Source organism: Micromonospora sp. NPDC092111 (assembly GCF_044755745.1).
GTDB lineage: Bacteria > Actinomycetota > Actinomycetes > Mycobacteriales > Micromonosporaceae > Micromonospora.
Genome location: NZ_JBIVRQ010000001.1, coordinates 745,802 through 763,625 on the forward strand (window position 1 = coordinate 745,802; position 17,824 = coordinate 763,625).

At 69.9% G+C, this 17,824-nt stretch carries 18 protein-coding genes; 12 read left to right on the top strand and 6 right to left on the bottom strand.

Annotated elements, in window-relative coordinates:
• Window positions 1–94: 94 nt before the first annotated feature.
• On the bottom strand, window positions 95–3,688 hold the full coding sequence (locus ACIQG9_RS03055; RefSeq protein WP_400397902.1) for a S8 family peptidase: 3,594 nt from the start codon (window positions 3,686–3,688) through the stop codon (window positions 95–97).
• Window positions 3,689–4,141: 453 nt separating this feature from the next.
• Here ACIQG9_RS03055 and ACIQG9_RS03060 point away from each other — a divergent pair, with 453 nt between their 5' ends.
• Complete coding sequence (locus ACIQG9_RS03060) at window positions 4,142–4,318, top strand: hypothetical protein (RefSeq protein ID WP_400397904.1); 177 nt, start codon at window positions 4,142–4,144, stop codon at window positions 4,316–4,318.
• A 282-nt stretch (window positions 4,319–4,600) separates the two neighbouring features.
• Window positions 4,601–5,017, top strand: a complete 417-nt coding sequence (locus ACIQG9_RS03065) for an NUDIX domain-containing protein (RefSeq protein WP_400397905.1) — start codon at window positions 4,601–4,603, stop codon at window positions 5,015–5,017.
• 367 nt (window positions 5,018–5,384) lie between these two features.
• Here ACIQG9_RS03065 and ACIQG9_RS03070 read toward each other — a convergent pair whose 3' ends face one another.
• Window positions 5,385–5,849, bottom strand: a complete 465-nt coding sequence (locus ACIQG9_RS03070; RefSeq protein ID WP_400397907.1) for a DIP1984 family protein — start codon at window positions 5,847–5,849, stop codon at window positions 5,385–5,387.
• 114 nt (window positions 5,850–5,963) lie between these two features.
• Here ACIQG9_RS03070 and ACIQG9_RS03075 point away from each other — a divergent pair, with 114 nt between their 5' ends.
• Both ACIQG9_RS03075 and ACIQG9_RS03080 read left to right on the top strand, forming a co-directional pair.
• The gene (locus ACIQG9_RS03075) at window positions 5,964–6,356 is read left to right on the top strand and encodes a cyclic-phosphate processing receiver domain-containing protein (RefSeq protein WP_400398771.1); all 393 of its coding nucleotides are present in this window, start codon (window positions 5,964–5,966) and stop codon (window positions 6,354–6,356) included.
• A gap of 105 nt (window positions 6,357–6,461) precedes the next feature.
• Window positions 6,462–6,635 (top strand): hypothetical protein, encoded by a 174-nt coding sequence (locus ACIQG9_RS03080; RefSeq protein WP_400397908.1) that lies wholly within the window; start codon window positions 6,462–6,464, stop codon window positions 6,633–6,635.
• A gap of 299 nt (window positions 6,636–6,934) precedes the next feature.
• Here ACIQG9_RS03080 and ACIQG9_RS03085 read toward each other — a convergent pair whose 3' ends face one another.
• A complete protein-coding gene (locus ACIQG9_RS03085) occupies window positions 6,935–7,492 on the bottom strand; it encodes an O-acetyl-ADP-ribose deacetylase (RefSeq protein ID WP_400397910.1) in 558 nt (185 codons plus the stop codon).
• A gap of 259 nt (window positions 7,493–7,751) precedes the next feature.
• On the opposite strand from ACIQG9_RS03085, the gene ACIQG9_RS03090 reads away from it, so the two are divergent.
• Window positions 7,752–8,504, top strand: coding sequence for a DUF6928 family protein (locus ACIQG9_RS03090; RefSeq protein ID WP_400397912.1), 753 nt, complete (start codon window positions 7,752–7,754; stop codon window positions 8,502–8,504).
• Window positions 8,505–9,400: 896 nt separating this feature from the next.
• Here ACIQG9_RS03090 and ACIQG9_RS03095 read toward each other — a convergent pair.
• Window positions 9,401–9,760: a cyclic-phosphate processing receiver domain-containing protein gene (locus ACIQG9_RS03095; RefSeq protein ID WP_400397913.1), complete on the bottom strand. Its 360-nt coding sequence runs from the start codon at window positions 9,758–9,760 to the stop codon at window positions 9,401–9,403.
• A 149-nt stretch (window positions 9,761–9,909) separates the two neighbouring features.
• Between ACIQG9_RS03095 and ACIQG9_RS03100 the strand changes: the two genes are divergently transcribed.
• The 3 genes from ACIQG9_RS03100 (at window position 9,910) to ACIQG9_RS03110 (ending at window position 11,876) form a co-directional block, all read left to right on the top strand.
• On the top strand, window positions 9,910–10,773 hold the full coding sequence (locus ACIQG9_RS03100) for a tyrosine-type recombinase/integrase (protein WP_400397915.1): 864 nt from the start codon (window positions 9,910–9,912) through the stop codon (window positions 10,771–10,773).
• 86 nt (window positions 10,774–10,859) lie between these two features.
• The gene (locus ACIQG9_RS03105) at window positions 10,860–11,168 is read left to right on the top strand and encodes a hypothetical protein (RefSeq protein ID WP_400397917.1); all 309 of its coding nucleotides are present in this window, start codon (window positions 10,860–10,862) and stop codon (window positions 11,166–11,168) included.
• 408 nt (window positions 11,169–11,576) lie between these two features.
• Complete coding sequence (locus ACIQG9_RS03110) at window positions 11,577–11,876, top strand: hypothetical protein (RefSeq protein WP_400397919.1); 300 nt, start codon at window positions 11,577–11,579, stop codon at window positions 11,874–11,876.
• 246 nt (window positions 11,877–12,122) lie between these two features.
• Here ACIQG9_RS03110 and ACIQG9_RS03115 read toward each other — a convergent pair whose 3' ends face one another.
• On the bottom strand, window positions 12,123–12,434 hold the full coding sequence (locus ACIQG9_RS03115; RefSeq protein ID WP_400397921.1) for a winged helix-turn-helix transcriptional regulator: 312 nt from the start codon (window positions 12,432–12,434) through the stop codon (window positions 12,123–12,125).
• Window positions 12,435–12,519: 85 nt separating this feature from the next.
• Between ACIQG9_RS03115 and ACIQG9_RS03120 the strand changes: the two genes are divergently transcribed.
• Window positions 12,520–13,416 carry an NAD(P)-dependent oxidoreductase gene (locus ACIQG9_RS03120; protein ID WP_400397923.1) on the top strand — a complete coding sequence of 299 codons (897 nt, stop codon included), beginning with the start codon at window positions 12,520–12,522 and terminating at the stop codon, window positions 13,414–13,416.
• A 142-nt stretch (window positions 13,417–13,558) separates the two neighbouring features.
• Window positions 13,559–13,696 carry a hypothetical protein gene (locus ACIQG9_RS03125; protein ID WP_400397925.1) on the top strand — a complete coding sequence of 46 codons (138 nt, stop codon included), beginning with the start codon at window positions 13,559–13,561 and terminating at the stop codon, window positions 13,694–13,696.
• Here the strand turns inward: ACIQG9_RS03125 and ACIQG9_RS03130 are convergent.
• Window positions 13,680–14,753, bottom strand: coding sequence for an AraC family transcriptional regulator (locus tag ACIQG9_RS03130; RefSeq protein ID WP_400397927.1), 1,074 nt, complete (start codon window positions 14,751–14,753; stop codon window positions 13,680–13,682). The two genes, ACIQG9_RS03125 and ACIQG9_RS03130, sit on opposite strands and share 17 nt — an antisense overlap.
• Between ACIQG9_RS03130 and ACIQG9_RS03135 the strand changes: the two genes are divergently transcribed.
• Together ACIQG9_RS03135 and ACIQG9_RS03140 are read left to right on the top strand one after the other, a co-directional pair.
• A complete protein-coding gene (locus ACIQG9_RS03135) occupies window positions 14,728–15,483 on the top strand; it encodes a methyltransferase domain-containing protein (protein ID WP_400397929.1) in 756 nt (251 codons plus the stop codon). The two genes, ACIQG9_RS03130 and ACIQG9_RS03135, sit on opposite strands and share 26 nt — an antisense overlap.
• A 190-nt stretch (window positions 15,484–15,673) precedes the next feature.
• On the top strand, window positions 15,674–17,422 hold the full coding sequence (locus ACIQG9_RS03140) for a helicase-associated domain-containing protein (RefSeq protein WP_400398772.1): 1,749 nt from the start codon (window positions 15,674–15,676) through the stop codon (window positions 17,420–17,422).
• The last annotated feature ends 402 nt before the right edge of the window (window positions 17,423–17,824 follow it).

Consider the following 17,824-nt stretch of genomic DNA (forward strand, 5'->3'; position numbering starts at 1 on the left):
CGATCCACCGTCACCTCAGCGATGAGCGGCGTCCACCTCATCGGCTTGCCGGCGCCCCGGTACGGCCGTACCGCACCGGGGCGCCGGTCGAGCGTCAGCCGGCCCGGTAGGCCCGGATGATCGTCTGGTCGATCCCGCTGCCGCCGTCGGCGGTCACCTTGACCCGCAGCGACACCGCCTGCCCGGCGGCCGGCTGCGGCACCGCGGCGGCGAAGTCGCCGTCGTCGCCGGCCCGTACGCTGACCGGCCGCCAGGTGGTGCCGTCGTCGGTGGAGGTCCACAGCTCGAACCCGGTGACCCGCTGCTTCGCCACGCCGTGCGCCTGGTGCACGGTGAAACCCGCCGTGCCGCCGGTCGGGTGGTTGGCGGCGTCCAACGGCAGCGCGTAGTCGACCGACAGCAGCGGCACCGGGACGCTGCTGAGGTCGGACGGCCCGGTGGACCGGAACGTCCAGGCGGTGCTCACCCTGGTCGAGACGGGCAGCACCGCGCTGGCGTCCAGGTCGTGGGTGAGCCGGTAGTTGCCCGCCTGCTGCGGGATGGTGAAGTCGCCGGACGACCCGGTGTGCTCGCCGACCAGGCGCCCGTCGCGGTACAGGGCCAGCTTCCGCTTCGACAGTTCCTCGAACTCGTCGAAGCCGCCGAGGCAGTCGAAGCGCTGGTGCTGGTCGGCCAGCTCGACCAGGTGGACGTGCAGGTTGCCCCGGGTGCGGCGGACCGGTTCCGGCCGGCAAAAGCTGAGCGACGTCGCCGGATCGTCGTACCAGTCCGGCCGGAGCGGTTGACGCACCCAGGTCTTGCTGTGCCGGCTGCCCGGCGCGTACCGGCGATGCGCCTCCTGGGTGACCGCATCGTTGTCGTTGTTCGGACCGGAGTAGAACGCCTCGTCGTCGTAGAAGAAGCCCGGCGAGAGGTAGTCCACCCGGTTGGTCGGGACGTTCTCGGTGTAGGTATCGAGCACGTTCAGGTGGTCGGCGGTCCAGCCGTACCGCTGGTGGCCGGTGGTGGAGCCCGGCTTGTCCAGCCGGTGGAAACGCTGGTCGATCCGGGCAAACGTGGCCAGCTCGCTCGCGGTCACCCGCTGCGACAGGTCGGCGGGAATGCCGCTGGGCAGCGCCCGGACCACCTCGTAGACGAACGGGCTGGGCTGCTCACCGGGCGCCCGCAGGCTGACGGTCGTGTACGCCTCGAACCTGCCGACCGTCGGCTCGACCATCGGCGCCGCGTACACGCCCCAGCGGCGGGCGTCAGCACCCCAGGCGGCCGCGAATTCCTCGCTGACCAGGGTGTTGTTCGGCGCGTACTGCTGGTAGATGACGCTCACCTGTTTGGCCTCGGTCGACGCGCCGTCGACGCTAGCCCGCAGCGGCCTGGCCCGCCCGGCGTCGGCCACCAACGCGGTGTCGCGGTCGACCAGCACCTCCGGGTCGCCGACCAACGCCATCCGGCTCGCCCAGGTGTCCCAGTCGATCTCCATCTGGTAGCCCGCGACGGTGTACCGGCCGGCCGGCACCCGTACGGTCGCCGGGTCGTCCGGCGCCACGTTGGTGAACTCGGCGAAGACGGCCGGGTCGTCGAGGTTCACCACCCGTACCCCGCCGGACTGAGTGATCCCCGGCGGGGCGTCGGGCAGGGTCGTCGCGCTCAGGGTCAGGTCGTAGCTCGGCGGTTCCACGTAGAAGGTGACCAGGGTGACGGCCACGAACCCGGCGGCGGCCCGGGCGGTGACGACCGCGGTGTACAGCCCCGGCTTCCCGGCGAGCCGGGCCCGGTCGATCCGCAGGGTGATCCGCCCGGTGCCTCGCGGGGTGACCGTCAGCGAGCTCGCCGACAGCGTCCCGGCGGCGGCCGGCGCGGCCGTGCCGTCGCGGTGCCGGACGGTCAGGCCCAGCTCCAGGCTCAGCGCCCGCGGCTCGGTGTTGCGCCAGGCCAGCGGCATCGACGCGACGCCGGACTGTGGGTAGTCGAAGGTGCCGAGGTTGACCACGTCCTGCCCGGCGACCACTCCGGTCAGCGCCCGCGCGGCGTTGAGCCGTCCGGCGCCGACCGCGTAGCTGTCCGCGCCGGGCAGCGGGTCGGCCGCACCGACCAGGGCCGCCTTGAGCTGGTCGGCCCGCCAGTCGGGGTGCCGTTGCGCGAGCAGCGCCGCGGCCCCGGCGACGTGCGGAGTGGCCATCGAGGTGCCCGAGGCGATGGTGTACCGGGCGTCGAGCGCGGCGCCCATCAGGGTGCCCGCGGCCCGCGCGGCCACGATGTCCACGCCCGGAGCCACCAGTTCCGGCTTGGCCGCCCGGATGTTGACCACCGGCCCTCGGCTGGACCAGGGGGCCAGCGTGTCGCTGCGGTCCACCGCACCGACGGTGAGGGCCGTGCTCGCCGCGGCGGGCGCGGTGATCAAGCCGACGCGGCCGTCGTTGCCGGCGGCCACGACGAAGAGCGTGCCGTGCTGCCGGGTCAACTCGTCGAGGGTGAGGGACCACGGGTCGCTGCCGTCGCTCCGCTCGTCACTGCTCAAGCTCAGATTCACCACGTCCGCGCGCGCTGCCGCCCATTCCATCCCGGCAATCACCTGGGACTCGGTGCCGAAGCCGTCGTCGTCGAGGACCTTGCCGATCAGGAGCTTCGCGCCGGGAGCGACACCGCGCCGCTCGCCGCCGGCCGCCGCGCCGGTGCCGGCGATCGTCGCCGCGACATGCGTGCCGTGCCCCATGCGATCCACCGCGTCCCCACCCGGTGTGCCGAAGTCGGCCCGGTCCACCACCTGGCCCACCAGGTCCGGATGGGTGAAGTCGGCCCCGGTGTCCAGCACGGCCACCCGGGCACCCGCCCCGGTGACCCCGGCCTGCCACGCCGTCGGGGCGCCGATCTGGGTCAGGTTGCCGTCCAGGCCACCGGTTGCCGACTCGCGCCGGGCCGGCATCCCGGCCGCCTCGGTCGGCACCGCCGTGATGGGCGGCGGGGCCGTTGCGTTGCTCAGCGGCGGGGCCGCGACCGGAGCGGGCACCCCGGCCGCGCGAACCCGCCGGTCCAGCCACACCCGGGGGCCGGCCTGCGCGGCCCGCCCGGCGTGCTGCCCCGCAGCCCGTGACCGCAGGGTACGGATGAGCGCCGCCCCGCTCTGCTTCGGCTGCCGCCCGGCCACCGCGGCGATGGCCGGTAGTGCCCGACGCCGGCTCAGACCGGCGGTCAGCGGATCCGCGGCGAGCGCCGTCGCCGTCCGCGCCCCGGCGTCGCCGGGCCGCACGATCAGCGGCAGTTCCCGGCTGTGCGCGTCGTCGTAGCCGTCGATGATCAGCGCCGTCACGTCGAACAGCGACTCGTCCAGCACCGAACCGAGCAGCCCGGCGACCTCTGCGGGCACGACCCGCAAGTGGCCGTCCGGCCCGCAACTGCGGTACTGCACCCCGTTCGGCTTCGCCGGCCGTACGGTGACCGCCGGGCAGGCCGAGCCCCGCCCGGCGACGGTCACCACGTCACCGGTCAACAACGTCAGGGTGTACGTCTTGCCGGCCGGCAGCACCGGCCCGTCCCGCTCGGCGCCGGTCTGCTGCCGCGTCGTGGGCTTCGTCGGGGGCTTCGTCGGGGGCTGGGCCACCACGCTGCCACCACCGATACCGAGGCTCAACGCGATCGCGCCCGCGACCACCCCGACCTGTCTCGAAAACCCGCTGCCACGTCCTGTCAACACCGCTTCCTCCCCATTCCTCGGTAGAGACTCCGGATAGGAGACGGCATCCTCGCTGGATCGGTTGCCCGACCGAGTGGCCGAAAGCGCTTCGCAGGCCCGTACAACCGTTTCCGACCAACCGCTGTCTGTAGGTGGGAACTGACCGAGGTAGCCGGATGCCCGACTGCCGCTGCCGGGCCCGAAGTGGCCAGCGGCCGCCATCGGCGTCGACTCCGATGGCACGGTCGTCGGCAAGATCCAGAACAGCCGCCAGGGGGCGCCACGGGCGGTCGTCTGACGGTCCGGCGGGAAGCCCGAGCTGCTGCCGCTGCCGTCGGTCACCGGGGGTACGGCGACCGACTTCGCGCCCACGTCATTCCATGGCGAGTGGATCACCGGAAGGGCGTACCGGCGCAAGGGTGACGGGTCCATGCACGCGGTCCGCTGCCACCTGGCCCACGGCGGGTCGCCCCGTTGCCGGCCGAGCTCTACCCGTTCGCCGGCAACGGTCGAGGATGGATGGTCGGCCTGGTCGACCACATCAACTCCGGACTGCTGACCGACGACGGGCTGGTGCGAATGCCCGACCTGGACGGGCGCACCGGCCGGTACGGTGCGGACGCGGTGAGCATCAGCGATGACGGCAGGTGATCGGTGGGCGGCTCGACACGAAGCCGGACCGGCGCACAATCGACATTCGCGCGGTCCGCTGGCGCTACCACTGACCGGGGCTACGGCGCCCGAGGCGACACCCGGGCACCGGACGATGGGTGCCACGGTTCACCCCGCTGCTGGCCGACGCCGCCCGGAGCGCTCGCCGGTCCCCGGGTGATAGGTGGTTCGTCGCCCGGCCGACGGATTCAGATCGCAGTGAAGCCGTGGCTTGTTCCCGTGCGCGACCGGCGGCAGATCCGCATGGGTCAGAATGTGCCGATGACGATCTCCGCTGACGACTCCGGTCCGGTCCGAATTGTGACGGCCGTTCTTCGCGACGGCGATCGGGTGTTGCTGTGTCATCGAAGCGCCGCACGCCGTTGGTATCCCGACGTGTGGGACCTGCCGGGCGGTCACGTCGAGGAGGGGGAGGATCCGAAAGAGAGCCTGGTCCGCGAGCTTCGGGAGGAGTTGGGAATCACGGCATCGGAGCCGTCCGGCCCGCCGGTGCACGAGATCCGGACCGCGACGTTCGACATGCGGATCTGGTTGATCGACAAGTGGACCGGCACACCCGTCAACGCCGCGCCGGACGAGCATGACGCGGTGGTGTGGTTCGAGACGTCCGAACTGGACAGCCTGCGTCTCGCTCACGCGTCGCTTCTCCCGATGCTCACCGCCGTGCTCGTCACATGACGTCGCTCCGGGAGCCAGGGGTGCGCGCCCATCGGCAAGGCCGAGCGTCGTCTTGATCGACCGGCTGTGACGCTGCGTAACAGGCGGTCAGCGGCGGATCAGTGCGGGCATCGAGCGTTGTAGGGAAAGAGCTATATCAGTACGGGTTGCGGAAGTCCCCTGTCCCACCCTCACCGTCGTGGATCTGCACCCGGTAGTGTGCCGTGCCCTGTGCGCCGTCACCTGTGTCCTGTGCTGGGCATGCGATGTATGCCAGGGAGTCGAACCCCTACGCCTGCCCTCGGCGCGCCAGGAGTGAGCCGGAATACCCGCCGGCTCTCGGGTTCGTGCACGCCTCCACGTCGGCTACCTGCTCCGCAACCTGTCGTCAGTCCAGCAGGTCGACCTCCCAGTTCGTCCGCTGGATCAGGGTGTCGACCTCGCGAAGTTGCCGGGCGAGGTCGTCGGCCTGGCTGCGCAGTTGCGCCACCGGCAGGGCCGGGATCATCTTCAGCTCCGACCGCAACTGCCGAAACCCTCGCTGGCCCTCCCCGACGGCGGCATCGGCGGCAGAGGTGACCACGCTGTGCCGCAAGCGAAGCACGTCGCGGCGTGCCAGAGCGTCGGTGAGTGTGCCACCGTCAACCCCGGTGGCGGCGTTGGTGCGGTTGATTCGTCGGATCAGCGTCTCCAGTTCACCGAGCACCTCGCCGACCTCGGCCAGGAGAGCCGCAGCGTCCTCCGCAGGCGTCTCACCCTCCTGGAACCGCGCGCTGGCGACGATGCGGGCACGGAGTTGTTCGGCGCGACGCGCCGCATCCGCGCGCAACGCAAGAGCCTCAGCAAGCTTCATAGGCACCAGTATGACCAGCGAAGATCACCACCGCCTCCCCATTACGTTGACCAGCAGGAGAAGAAGGAACAGCGAGGACGGTACGCGGGTTACGGCAAATCCGGATGTCAGGTGATGACGGTGCCGGCATCATCATCGCGTGGATGCCCGCCAACAATCGTCCTGGTCGATGACCTCCGTTCGTTCGTGGATGGCCGTGGCGCAGAGGTGGCCCGCACCAGTGCCGCCGGAGTTGAACTCCTCGATCGGTACCGGGGCCGGCGCCTGGACGAGCTGTGGCTGGACCACGACCTCGGTGGGGACGACACGATCTGGCCGGTAGTGGAGGTTCTGGAACGGGCTGCCTTCGACAAGTGCCCCTTCGACGTCGGCGTCATCACCGTCCACTCCGCCAATCCGGCCGGCGCCGCGAAGGTCGCCCAGGTCCTCCGGCGCTGGGGGTATCGGGTCCGCGTCGCGTCGGGCTCCACGGACGTCGGCTATCTCGACGGCCCTCGCGTGAGCTGACCGACTCGAACGCGCCGCCCGACGGCTGTCGCACCCGGGGCGGCCAATCCGAGCGCCGGTGAGAGGCGTCGCGCTAATGCTGCGACGACGTTGAACAATCCGCAGGTGGATGTTGCCGATCTACTCGCCCGTGCTGCGGCCATGGTTCCCGCTGATGTCGTCAACGAGGCCGGCGTGACGGTGGTGGACGTACGCGAGTGCCTCGACCACGACGAGCGGGAGGTCGCGCTCGACCTTCTTGCAGACCTCGACCCGGGTTGGCGACCGCCGACCGCTTGATGGGATCTGCTGATCGACAGCGCCGAGCTGATGTGGTGTCGGCGTACAGGTCCGAGTGCAGAGGTAGGTACGGCTGCACGTGCACACCCGCGCCGAGTTCGGTCTGCGTCCGGCGACCGGCCCTCTGACCTGGCGATGAGCGAAGTAGGTGACGTTATGTAACGGTCGGACGCCGAGCGCCGCGCCGCTCGGCGTCCGGATCTGCCGATGAGCGTGCACACGATCTTGCGTGTCTGGACCCGTTCATGAGGGCTCGGCGCCACCTGCGGCATGGCGGTGACGCTGGTCGACGGCCTGAGTCAGTCCCTTGCAGAATCGTGGTGCGGCGGCGGGGTGAACGGACCGCCAGGCATCCGCCCGGCTCGCTCGGCGGCCTGCCGGGTGTCATCATCGAAAAGGACAAGTCGTACGCGCTCGATGGTTGGCGGCGGCATCTGCAATCCGGTCAACGCCTGGACGACAGCGTCCTCCTTCGGCCACCGGTACACGCCGGACGAGATCAGCGGGAACGCCACCGACGTCGCGCCGAGCTCGGCCGCGACGCTCAGCGAGTTGCGGTAGCAGTCACGCAGCAATGCCGATCGGTCCTCGGTGGCGCTCCATACCGGCCCGACGGTGTGGATGACCCAGCGGGCCGGAAGGCGGCCCGCAGTCGTCGCCACGGCCCGCCCGACCGGCAGTCCCCGGCCGAACCGGCTGGCCCGCAGCGCGCGGCATTCGTCCAGGATCGCCGGGCCACCCCTACGGTGGATCGCACCGTCCACCCCGCCACCACCCAGCAACGACGAATTCGCCGCATTGACGATCGCATCCACCCGCTCCGCGGTGATATCCCCCGTGACAAACTCGATCTCCACGGCCACCATCATGAACCATCCGTATACCCCATGCCGCCGATAAACCCCGGTCGGTCACCGGCACTCCAGGTCGCATACTCGCCATGCCGCTGACCGCACGTCGCGCAACGTCGCAGTCGGCCGATCGAAGGAATGCCTGGTCTTGTCGGGAGGCGGATACCGCTGCGTGGCGTTGAGCGTGGACGGCCTGTAGCCGCCTCGCCGAGGCGAGAGTTAGGTGTAGTCTGCGGTGATCATTGACGCTGGGGGCCGATGATCGATGGGTGCGCGTACCGCACTGCTCGCTTTCGCTGAGGGTGATCTGCGCCCTGCTCTGCGGGGAGCGGTCCGGTCGCGCCCAGCGGAGGTCATAGACCTTGTGCGCGAGATGCATCCCGGCTACGAGGTGACACCCATCGGCGACGGCTCGCTCGGCGACCACAGTTGTCCGCCGGACGACACCAGGTACGCGACCGTCCTGGCTGGTGCCGAGCTGTTCTGCGACCTCCGGCTCGTCTGTGATCTCCCATCGCAGGTACCTGCCGGGCTGCTTCGCGCCGCAGGGGGCCGGCGGATCATCATGCACGGCATGCATTCGGCCTCCGATCGGCTGTGCTTCGCGGTGTGGGAGAACGGCGAGTTCGTCCGCTCGCTGAGCATCTCGCCGGCCGCCGGCATCGGGGAGAACATCGGCGAGCCGTACGACTTCGAGCTGCCGTACTGGGCGGGCGAACATCCCGTCGAGCCCATGCTCTGCGAGGAGCCGTACCCTCTTGCCTTCCACCCGTTGGACCTGGGCGAGCAGGCCCTACGCGCGTTCTTCGGCTTCATCCTCGAGGGCCGTCCCGACCCCGACGACATCGATCCGTTCGATGTTCCCCTGCACGGCTTCCGCGTCGCCGACCCAACCGGCCGGGAACAGGCGGAACGCGACGACCTGATGGAACGAATCCTGCAGAGCATGCAACCGCCACGCCGCCACCGCTTGATGCCGGACGGCACACTGCGCGAACTCGGCGACGGCGAGATCTGACCCGAAGACCGACCTGCGAGCGCTGTCAACGCGCACGTCCCGACACCGGATCGTTCGACACCAGCCATCCAGCCCAATGATCGGACATCCGGATCCGGAGCCGCGATCCGCGTGCTTTACCGGGATCATCGTGCGTCGAGCCTGCCCGGGCGTACGGAGCCGGACAGGGAAGTTCAGCCGATGATGGCGGCGAGAGTGGGGTTCGCAGCTCGCGTCGTAGTCGACGGCTACGGCTACGGCTACGGCGAGCAGTCTGCCGGTTGCTGAACTGCAGTTTCACCTGCCAGTTCGTCGGGAGCCGGGTCGCCGACCGCTACCCGCAGACCCAGAACTGCGGGGTCGGGTCGGCTGATCAGCCGGTCCGTCGACGGCACCGGGGCTGGAGAACGACACCGAAGGCGCTGCAGGACGGGAAGACTCCGGTGGCGGCCATTGCGACGCCGCGATCTGGGCCCCGGTGACCGGCAGGGTGGGCGAGATCTGGTCGAGCAAGCGCTGCGCCAGGGTGGCGTGGATCTCGACGTCTGCGCTGATGCGAACATCGGCCGCGGTCGCCAGGTCCACGACGTCGTCGCTGGTGAACGCATCAGCTCCGAGAGTACTCAGCCGTCGCGCGAACTCCTGGACATTGATCATTTTGCAGCCTCATCGTCGGATTGTTAATTATCCACCGTAACCCCCGCTTCGGTCGGCGGATCCTGCGCCTGCCGTGCGGGCTACTGGGGCCGACAGTCGGCGCCGACAACTGTGACCGCTGCGCGGAAGTCCGCAACTTCTCGGTGAGCTAATCGCAAGCCTGCCGGGCCGTCACGCTCTGTGTTACCCATGCTGTCCCGCGACGCCCGGAAATGCCGCCATCCAAGCGTGATGGCCCGTCGGGTGGCTGGGTCAGTTCGTTACCGGGCGTCGAGGTAGCCGACTTCCGTGGAGCCTGACGCGACGTGGACGCGATAGCCCCAGTGCCGTAGGACCTGCACAATCTTCGCGGCGCCGCTCGGGTTGGCGGAGTGAACCTTGATGACGCCGATGTCGAGGGGGCGCTTCTCGAACGCGGCCTGTTCCAGGATCTCCACGACCGGCCAGATCGTGTCGTCGCCACCCAAGTCGTGGTCCAGCCACAGCTCGTCCAAGCGCCCGTCCTGGTATCGACTGAGAAGCTCGACTCCGGCAGCGCTCGTCCGGGCCACCTCGGCGTTGCGGCCGTCCACGAACGAACGGAGGTCATCGACCAGAACGACCGATCGGCGGGCATCCACGCAATGATCATGCCCCCGCACCATCATGACCCGCCATCCGAATTACCGCTTCAGGTGGGCTGGTGTTCATCGCAGGTGGTGACGCACGGTGATGTATGGCTATCTCTCCTGCTTCCGCTTCTCCTGTCGTGCTGGCCGATCAACTCGTTGTGCGCGCCGCGGTGTCGGCCTTCCTCGGCCGTTACCGTGGTCAGACTCGCGTCCACACCGAGTCCGATCTACGGGTCTTCCTGCGCTGGTGCGCCGAGCACGGCCTTGACCCGCTGGCTGCGGCGCGGGTGGATATCGAGCGGTACGTGCGCTGGCTGCAGGACGTCCGCCGGTACCAGCCCTCGACGGTGTCCCGCCGGCTGTCGGTCGTGGTCGGCTTCTATCGGGTCTGCGTCATCGACGCGATCCTGGAGCACTCGCCAGCCGACTACGTCCGCCGACCCACCGTGCCGGCCGAGTCGCCGACCCTCGGCCTGGGGCACCTGCAGTTCAAAGCCCTGATCACCACCGCCCGAAAGTCCTCGAACCCGAACGACTTCGGCCTGGTCGCCCTCCTGGGCCTGCTCGGCCTGCGGATCTTCGAAGCCTGCGGGTCGAACATCGCCGACCTGGGCAAGGAACACGGCCACCGCGTCCTACGCGTACGCGGCAAAGGCGGCAAGATGGCCCTCGTCCCGCTACCACCCGCGGTGGCCCGAGCTATCGACCGGGCCGTCGACGAGCGCACCGCCGGACCGATCCTTCGCAACATCCATGGTGGACGGATGGATCGGCACGCCGCCACCCGCCGGCTCAAGCACCTCGCCCACACGGCGGGGATCCGGATGCCGAGGATGCACCCGCACATGCTGCGCCACACGTTCGTGACGACCATGCTCGACGCCGGCGTCAGCCTGCGCGACGTGCAGATCGCCGCCCGCCACGCCGACCCCAGAACCACCAGGCGCTACGACCGAGCACGCAAGAATCTCGACCGGCACCCCAACTACATCCTCGCCGCCTACATGGCCTCCGGAACCTAGCCAGCGCCCACGGCGCTGCCGAGTTGAGGACGCAGCACCGTGACACCACGTAGACCGCAGCCTGGCGTCACCGGTAGGTTCCGCGCATGTCTTCCCGGCTGAGTGAGGATGCATCCGGAGCGATCCGCCGCTTCGCCGGATGGGTCGCGCGTGGCTCGGTCGGCTACCCCATGTTGGAGGGAATCAACTACTGGGACGAGTTGAAGGACTCACCGTCCCAGATGGAGACCTGCTTCGCCATCTTCGCCAACGTCCTCGAACTCGACGAGCACGGAATCCCCATCAACGAGAAGCACGCCGAGCGTCGCGCCGCGACGTGGCTCTACCAATACTGCACTGGCAAGCTTCCCCCTGGAGAAGCACGCCTTGCCTCGTGGGAGGTCCAGCTCCACTGACCGTTGACCCCCGAACCGGTAGACCTGCCTGCGGTCGTTCGCGGAGCGTTTCACCTGCGGATTGGTCGCGGCTCAGCTGCCATCCGGATCTGCCGCGATCCGGCGCGAGCGCGACCACCCCAGCGGTGACGGATTGTAGTCGGCAGGGCGGTCCGTCATGCGACATGGGAAGCTGCTCGACAGACGTCGTCGCCCTTCTGGAACATCGACCTCTGTACGCTCCAGCCGTACCTGCTTGTGCACCTGGCCCGTACGCAGACGTGTGGCTTTCTGATGCCGCCGCCTGGTGCCGCTGGGGTCGGTGGGAGAGCATCCACGGTATCGTCCGCGTAGAGGTGCGACTCCTGTCGCCCGCCGAAGGCGGCCGGCGAACGCCGATCCCGGGCAAGGGCATCCTCTGACAGTGGGATGTCGGCAGGCGCACAGCCGCAGGCGACCCCGATCTACTCGTGGCACGCATCTGGTGACGTCCGACAGGCCGTCCGGATCCTCGACGGCGCATTGGCTCGCACGCAAGCCGATGACGACCCGGTCGCGCAGGTGGAGGTGCTGGTCTACCGAGCCGAACTGGCGATGGTGCTGCACGACCCAGAGACCGCGGCCGAGATGCTGGCCCGCGCCGAACGCGTCGTGTTGCGCGAAGACGAAACCGGAAGGGCGGCGCCTGCGTTCGAGAACGCCGCCGAACTCGCAGCGGCGCTGCGGTGATTCGGCGCACCCACACGATCTTTCTCATCTCGGCAGAGCCGTGAGCGGCTGATCATGTTCCAGAGGCCCTGTAGGCAGCGAGGATGTAGTTGAACCGCCCCGAGCCTGGTGGAGTCCTCTGGCAGTCCTGGCTGCTGGGGTAGCCACCTTTTTGTGGGTACTTGTCGGTCGCGTCGGTTGGCCCGAGGCTTGGTCGTGCGGGCTGAAAGGCCCTCAGGTCCAGATGAGATGGAGGGGTTGGGTGTATCAGGAGACCGGATGGGCCTCGGCCAACTTCTCCAGGCGGCGGTGGCCCCAATCGGAAACCGGCGCCAGCGCTTCGGAGAGTTCGCGGCCGAACGAGGTCAGGGAGTACACGGTCTTTAGCGGCCTCACATCGTGCACTTCCCGGTGGACCAATCCATCAGTCTCCATCTCCCGCAGCGTCTGAGTCAGCACCTTCTCGGTGAGACCTGGTAGCCGCCGGCGCAGCTCGCCGGGGCGCTGTGGACCGGATTCCAGAAGCCAAAGCAGGATCGTCTTCCACTTGCCGTCGATCACAGCGATCGCGGCGGTCACTCCGCAGACCGTCGGGTCCTGAGCACGACTGCGCATCAATGTCCTTCCATTCATCAGTGTTTCAACATCGTTTAGGAGTTGAGGCATGACCTCGCACACGGAACATTCTGCCGTCACCGTGCTCGGCCTTGGGCCGATGGGCCGGGCCCTGGCCGGCGCCTTCCTGGATGCCGGCCTGCGAACCACGGTCTGGAACCGAACGCCGGGCAAGGAACAGGAGTTGGTCGAGCGCGGCGCGGTCAGGACCCGGTCGCCCGAGGAAGCTGCCGCCGCAAGCAGGCTGACCGTGGTCTGCGTGGTGAACTACGACGCGGTCGACGCCATCGTGCGGCGTGGCGCGGCCACCGCCGCGCTCAAGGGGCGCACCATCATGAACCTGACCGCCGACACCCCCGACCGGGCCCGGGACACCGCGACCTGGGCGGCCGAGCACGGCATCGACTACCTGGACGGCGCGATCATGACGCCGACCACGACCATCGGGACACCGGGCGCCGTGTTCCTCCACAGCGGCCCGGAGGACCTTTACCGCCAGCATCAGCCGGTGCTGGATGCCCTGGGTGGCACCCATACCCACCTCGGTGAGGACATCGGCCGGGCAGCCGCGTACGACATCGCCTTGCTCGACATCTTCTGGACCGCGATGGCGGGCTACGCACACGCGCTGGCGGTGGCGAAAGCTGAGGGCATCACCGCGCGGGAGCTGGCACCGTTCGCCAAAGGCATCGGCGCGATCCTCCCGCCGCTCTTCGAGCAGGCTGCGGAGGAGGTGGACAGCGGCAGGTTCTCCGGCGAGGACAACCCGATCACCTCGGCGGCGTCGTCCATGGCCCACATCGTCCACACCTCCGAGGCCCATGGCATCGACGCAAGTTTGATGCGGGCTGCCGAAGGCCTGGCGCGCCGCGCCATCGGACGTGGCCACGGCATCGACGGGTTCCTCCGGATCACCGAGATCATGGGCGGGCAGCACTCTCGATGAGGGGGCCTTCGGAAGCGTCGTGAGGGAGCTGACCTGACGTCCGCCAGGATGGCGGTGTGCTTGAGTGGGAGTATCAGGGCGGTAGCCAGGGCCTGCGCTGGAAGGATGCGTAATTGGGGCTGGCTATGGGGTTTCCTGGACGATGCTCGACGATCAGGTACGGATCTCGGCGGTCAGCAGGCTCGGCTACAGCGACCGTGCCGACGTGGTTGCGCCACTCACCGCCCTCGCCGCCGACCCCGCACCGCAGGTACGGTCCATGATCATGCTCGCTGGCTGAGACGCCATCGCTGCGGGGTGATGCCGTGGCGGTCACGGAAGCGGCGGACGAGATAGGTGGCGTCGCGCAGGCCGGTTCGGGCGGCCACCGCGTCGAGCGACAAGTCGGTCTCGCGCAGCATTCGTCGGACCTCGGTCATGCGCCGTTCGGTGATCCATTCAAGCAGGGGGCGGCCGGTGCGCCGGCGCAGCACGGTCGTGAGGTGTCCCGGGGTGTAGCCGAGCGTGCGGGCGACATCGGTGGCGGAGACCGGTTCACGGAACGTCGCCTCGATCTCGGCGAAGACCCGCTCGATGAGTGGGTCCGGCGTGGCCGGAGCGCTGGGCGCCAGTCGCGCGGCCGCGACCAGAAGCCGGGTGAGCAGTGCGGCGACGGCCTCGCGGGCACCGAGACGGCCGGGGTCGGCGAGTTCCTCGGCCAGGTCCGCCAGCCACGCCGACCAGTTCGCCTGGTCGGGCTCTGGGATCCGACCGTGCCCCGCGCCGGAGGCGAACAGGGCGAGAAGGGGATGGTGGGTCCAGGCCAGCGGGGAGACCGAGGTCAGGGCGGGGACAGCGTCCGGTGTGAACGCGACCGACCACGCGCGGCCGCGGGCGAGCTCGGCCGCGGCCGCGACGCGGATGACCTGCCCGGGGGACACAGCGTGGACCTCGCCAGCGCGCAGCGGTCGTTCGGCGCCGTCGACGGCGAACGACCCCAGGCCCTCCTCGACATAGACCAGGACGAAGAAGTCGTGGGCGTGCCGGTGGTCTGGCGGGAGGCTGGGGTGGGCGGCTTCGATGTCGAAGCGGGTCACCGAGACCGGAGGCAGGCCGGGGCGCTGCCGGTAGCGGTAGACCGGCGTCCCATCGGGCCGTACCGTGCGCAGCCTCGACGAGACTCCTGGCGAGTCACTGACCGAAGAATGTCCCATGGTTGCCAACTTAACTCCTGCCCGGTAACCGCAGAATGTCCAAGACTTGGAGGTGGCGACCCCGAGTCCGGCAGGGGCCACCAACGCAGATCCGTCACCGCGTGCACCGGAGGCATCCATGGCAGCTTCGACCCAGGTACGCATCGTCGACCAGCGAACTCCGGAGGATCGACACCGCCCGTTCCTTCCGGGCGCGGGAAAGACCTGGCTCCTCCCGTTCTACGACGCCTTCACCCGGGTGACCGGCGTCCGCGCGCTGCACGAACGTGCGGTCGAGCTCGCCTGCGTCGAGCCCGGCCAGACGGTGGCCGACGTCGGCTGTGGCACGGGCAACCTGTCGTTCGCCGTGCTCGCTGCCCAGCCGAGTGCGCGGGTGACCGGCCTCGACCCCGACGGAGACGCCCTGCGCAGGGCAGCACGCAAGGCGCGCCGCCGCAACGTCGCTCTTACGCTCGTTCAGGGATTTGCCGACCGGATCCCCGCCGAGGACGCCTCGCTCGACCATGTGGTCTCGTCGTTGGCCCTGCACCACGTCGATGACGACGGTCGGATCGCGTTCGCGCGCGACGCGCTGCGTGCTCTTCGGCCGGGAGGAAGGGTCACGGTCGTCGACTTCGGTGGCCCAGCATCCGACGTCGAGGACGCCGGGCACCCCACACACCGCCACGGCCACAGCCCTGTCCACGCCCTCCGGCACCTGACCCGCCTCATGCGTTCCCGGGTGGCGCACAGCCCGGTCGTGGCCCGCAACCACGGCGATGGCATCGTCACGCTCCTGGCCGACGCCGGGCTCGGCGACGCCCGGGAGGTCGCGCACGCCGACCACAGGTTCGGCCGGGTCACCTTCGTGCAGGCAAACCGCCCCTCGAGCTGAACCTGATGGGGGCGCCGACAGCCCCAACGACGCCACGCAAAGACAAAGTCCCAATGCGTTCGGCGACTAGCGGGTCGCGTCACGCGGAAACGGTTCGTGCGGTTGGATTCAGGACATCGCCGTGTGTCCTGGGAGCGCAGCCGTGAGTCCATATGATCAACTTGCTGGCCTTGACCTGCCGACCCTGCAGGTGTTGGAGGCAGCTCTGGCGCTGGGTGGCCTGGTCACCGAGGCGGAGGTGTCGGCGTTGGTCGGCGCCGACGCGACGCCGTACCTGCAGCGTGCCGCCGACGCGGGGCTTGTCGCGCGGCTGCGGGGCCGACTCACCGTGAACGGCGTCGTGCGAGAGGTCTTCGCCCGTCCGCTGGGTGTCGGCCCGGCCGCTGGTCAGCTCGCCGCCGTGTTGAGCGTTGACGATCTGAAGGTGGTGGCGCGCAACCTGGGGCTGCCCACGAAGGGCCGCAAGGCCGACCTGCTGGAGGCGGTGGCGGAGTTCTTCCTCGATCCGGAGAACGTGCACGCTCTGGTCAAGCGGATGCCGGCCGCGACCCGGACGGTGTTGGAGGAGGCTGACCGCGACGGTGGACAGGTCCGCCGGTACGGCGGCAGCGGCATCGCCTCCCGTGCCCGGTACACGAACCGCTATCGGCAGGTGCATCCGCTGGACTGGGCCGAGGAGCACGGGCTGGTCTACCGCGTGACCTGGGAGGACTATCAGCTGGCGGGTCAGGTCGCGCTCGCTTTGCGAGGAGCGGGCTACCTGGCTCCGTTCCAGCCGCAGGAACCACCGGTTGCCTGGCATACACCAGCTCCTGGCACGGTGCGCCGCGACGCCCAGGCGCAGGGCATTGCCGTGGTCGGGCTGTTGTCGGCGCTGCTGGACGGGGCTGGGCGTGAGCCGCTGGCTACCGTCAAGGCCGGCGGCGTGGGCGTACGCGAGCTGACCCGGACGGCGAAGACGCTGGGCGTGACGGTTCCGACCGTGCGGCTGTTACTGGCGGTCGCCCATCAGGCCGGACTGGCCGACCTCGACGATCGCGTGGTCCCGACGGCCGCGTACGACCGCTGGCTCAAGCTCGGTCTGGACCGGCGGCTCGCCGTGATGCTCAAGGCGTGGCGCGAGCTGGACTATCTGCCGTCGTCGCAGACTGGGCCGTGGGTTCCGGAGCACCGCCAAAGCTGGTCTACGCAAGCCCGGATGGCCGCGCTGCGGGCGTTGGGTGACGGTGCGACGACGGACCTCGATCAGGCGGCGCACTGGTTGTGGTGGCGGCAGCCGCTGGCCTTCGGCGGCACCACGACCGTGCGCGGCCTGCTGGACGAGGCCGCAACCCTGGGGATCCTCGGCGCGGGCGCGATCAGCCCGGCCGGACAGGCGCTGCTGGCCGACACGGACATCGCCAAGGCAGTCGGCGACCTGGGTGAAGTCGCCCGTACCGCCCGGCTGCAGGCCGACCTGACCGCGGTCGTGGCGGGCACACCGAGCCCAGAGCTAGCTGACCTCCTCGGTGCGACCGCCGCCATCGAGTCCCGCGGCACAGCCACGACCTGGCGCTTCAGCCCAGCGACGGTACGGGGCGCGTACGACGCAGGCTGGACCGAGCGGCGCCTGACGAAGGCCCTGACGAAGATCGCCGACGGCGGACTGCCGCAACCACTGGTCTACCTGCTGGCCGACGTCGCCCGCCAACACGGGTCGGTACGGGTCGCGCCCGTGGCCAGCACCCTGGTCAGCGACGACACCGCGCTGCTGGCCCAGATCTGCGCCGACAAACGGCTGGACAAGCTCAACCTGCGCCTGCTCGCTCCGACCGTGCTGGCCAGCCAAGCCACCACGGCCGACACCATGGCCGCCCTACGCAAAGCCGGCTACGCGCCCCGTCAGCAAAACGCCGACGGCCGCGACATCATCGAGAAGACCCGCCGCCACCGCGCCTGACGGGCTGGAGAGCACGATGCTGATCGTAGGCGCAACCAAGAAACCCTCTACAAGATGCCGGGTGAGCCTGCCGGCATCCGGTGCGATCGAACGAGTGGGACGGTAGCCGGGATCAGTTGACCAACGCTTGACGCGGACCGGATCCCTCAACCCGCCCGACGACCCGATCGTCCATCGCCTGTGGTGGGGGGGGGGGGGGGGCCCCCCGGCCCCCCCCCCCCCCCCCCCCCCCCCCCGCCCGGCCCCCCCCCCCGCCCCGCGCCCCCCCCCCCGGGGGGGCCCCCCCCCCCCCCGCCCCCCCCCGCGGGGGGGGCGGGCCCCCCCCCCGCCGGCCGGCCCGGCCCCCCGCGGGGGGGGGGGGGGCCCGGGGGGGGTGGGGCCCCCCCCCCCCCCCCCCACCCC

Excerpts from the sequence above, each read along its gene's own strand:
- ACIQG9_RS03070 (WP_400397907.1), bottom strand. The coding sequence starts at position 5,849 with ATGAAGCTTGCTGAGGCTCTTGCGTTGCGCGCGGATGCGGCGCGTCGC.
- ACIQG9_RS03075 (WP_400398771.1), top strand. The coding sequence starts at position 5,964 with ATGACGGTGCCGGCATCATCATCGCGTGGATGCCCGCCAACAATCGTC.
- ACIQG9_RS03135 (WP_400397929.1), top strand. The coding sequence starts at position 14,728 with ATGGCAGCTTCGACCCAGGTACGCATCGTCGACCAGCGAACTCCGGAG.
- ACIQG9_RS03125 (WP_400397925.1), top strand. The coding sequence starts at position 13,559 with ATGCTCGACGATCAGGTACGGATCTCGGCGGTCAGCAGGCTCGGCTAC.
- ACIQG9_RS03110 (WP_400397919.1), top strand. The coding sequence starts at position 11,577 with ATGTCGGCAGGCGCACAGCCGCAGGCGACCCCGATCTACTCGTGGCAC.
- ACIQG9_RS03090 (WP_400397912.1), top strand. The coding sequence starts at position 7,752 with ATGGGTGCGCGTACCGCACTGCTCGCTTTCGCTGAGGGTGATCTGCGC.
- ACIQG9_RS03130 (WP_400397927.1), bottom strand. The coding sequence starts at position 14,753 with ATGCGTACCTGGGTCGAAGCTGCCATGGATGCCTCCGGTGCACGCGGT.
- ACIQG9_RS03105 (WP_400397917.1), top strand. The coding sequence starts at position 10,860 with ATGTCTTCCCGGCTGAGTGAGGATGCATCCGGAGCGATCCGCCGCTTC.
- ACIQG9_RS03065 (WP_400397905.1), top strand. The coding sequence starts at position 4,601 with ATGACGATCTCCGCTGACGACTCCGGTCCGGTCCGAATTGTGACGGCC.
- ACIQG9_RS03120 (WP_400397923.1), top strand. The coding sequence starts at position 12,520 with ATGACCTCGCACACGGAACATTCTGCCGTCACCGTGCTCGGCCTTGGG.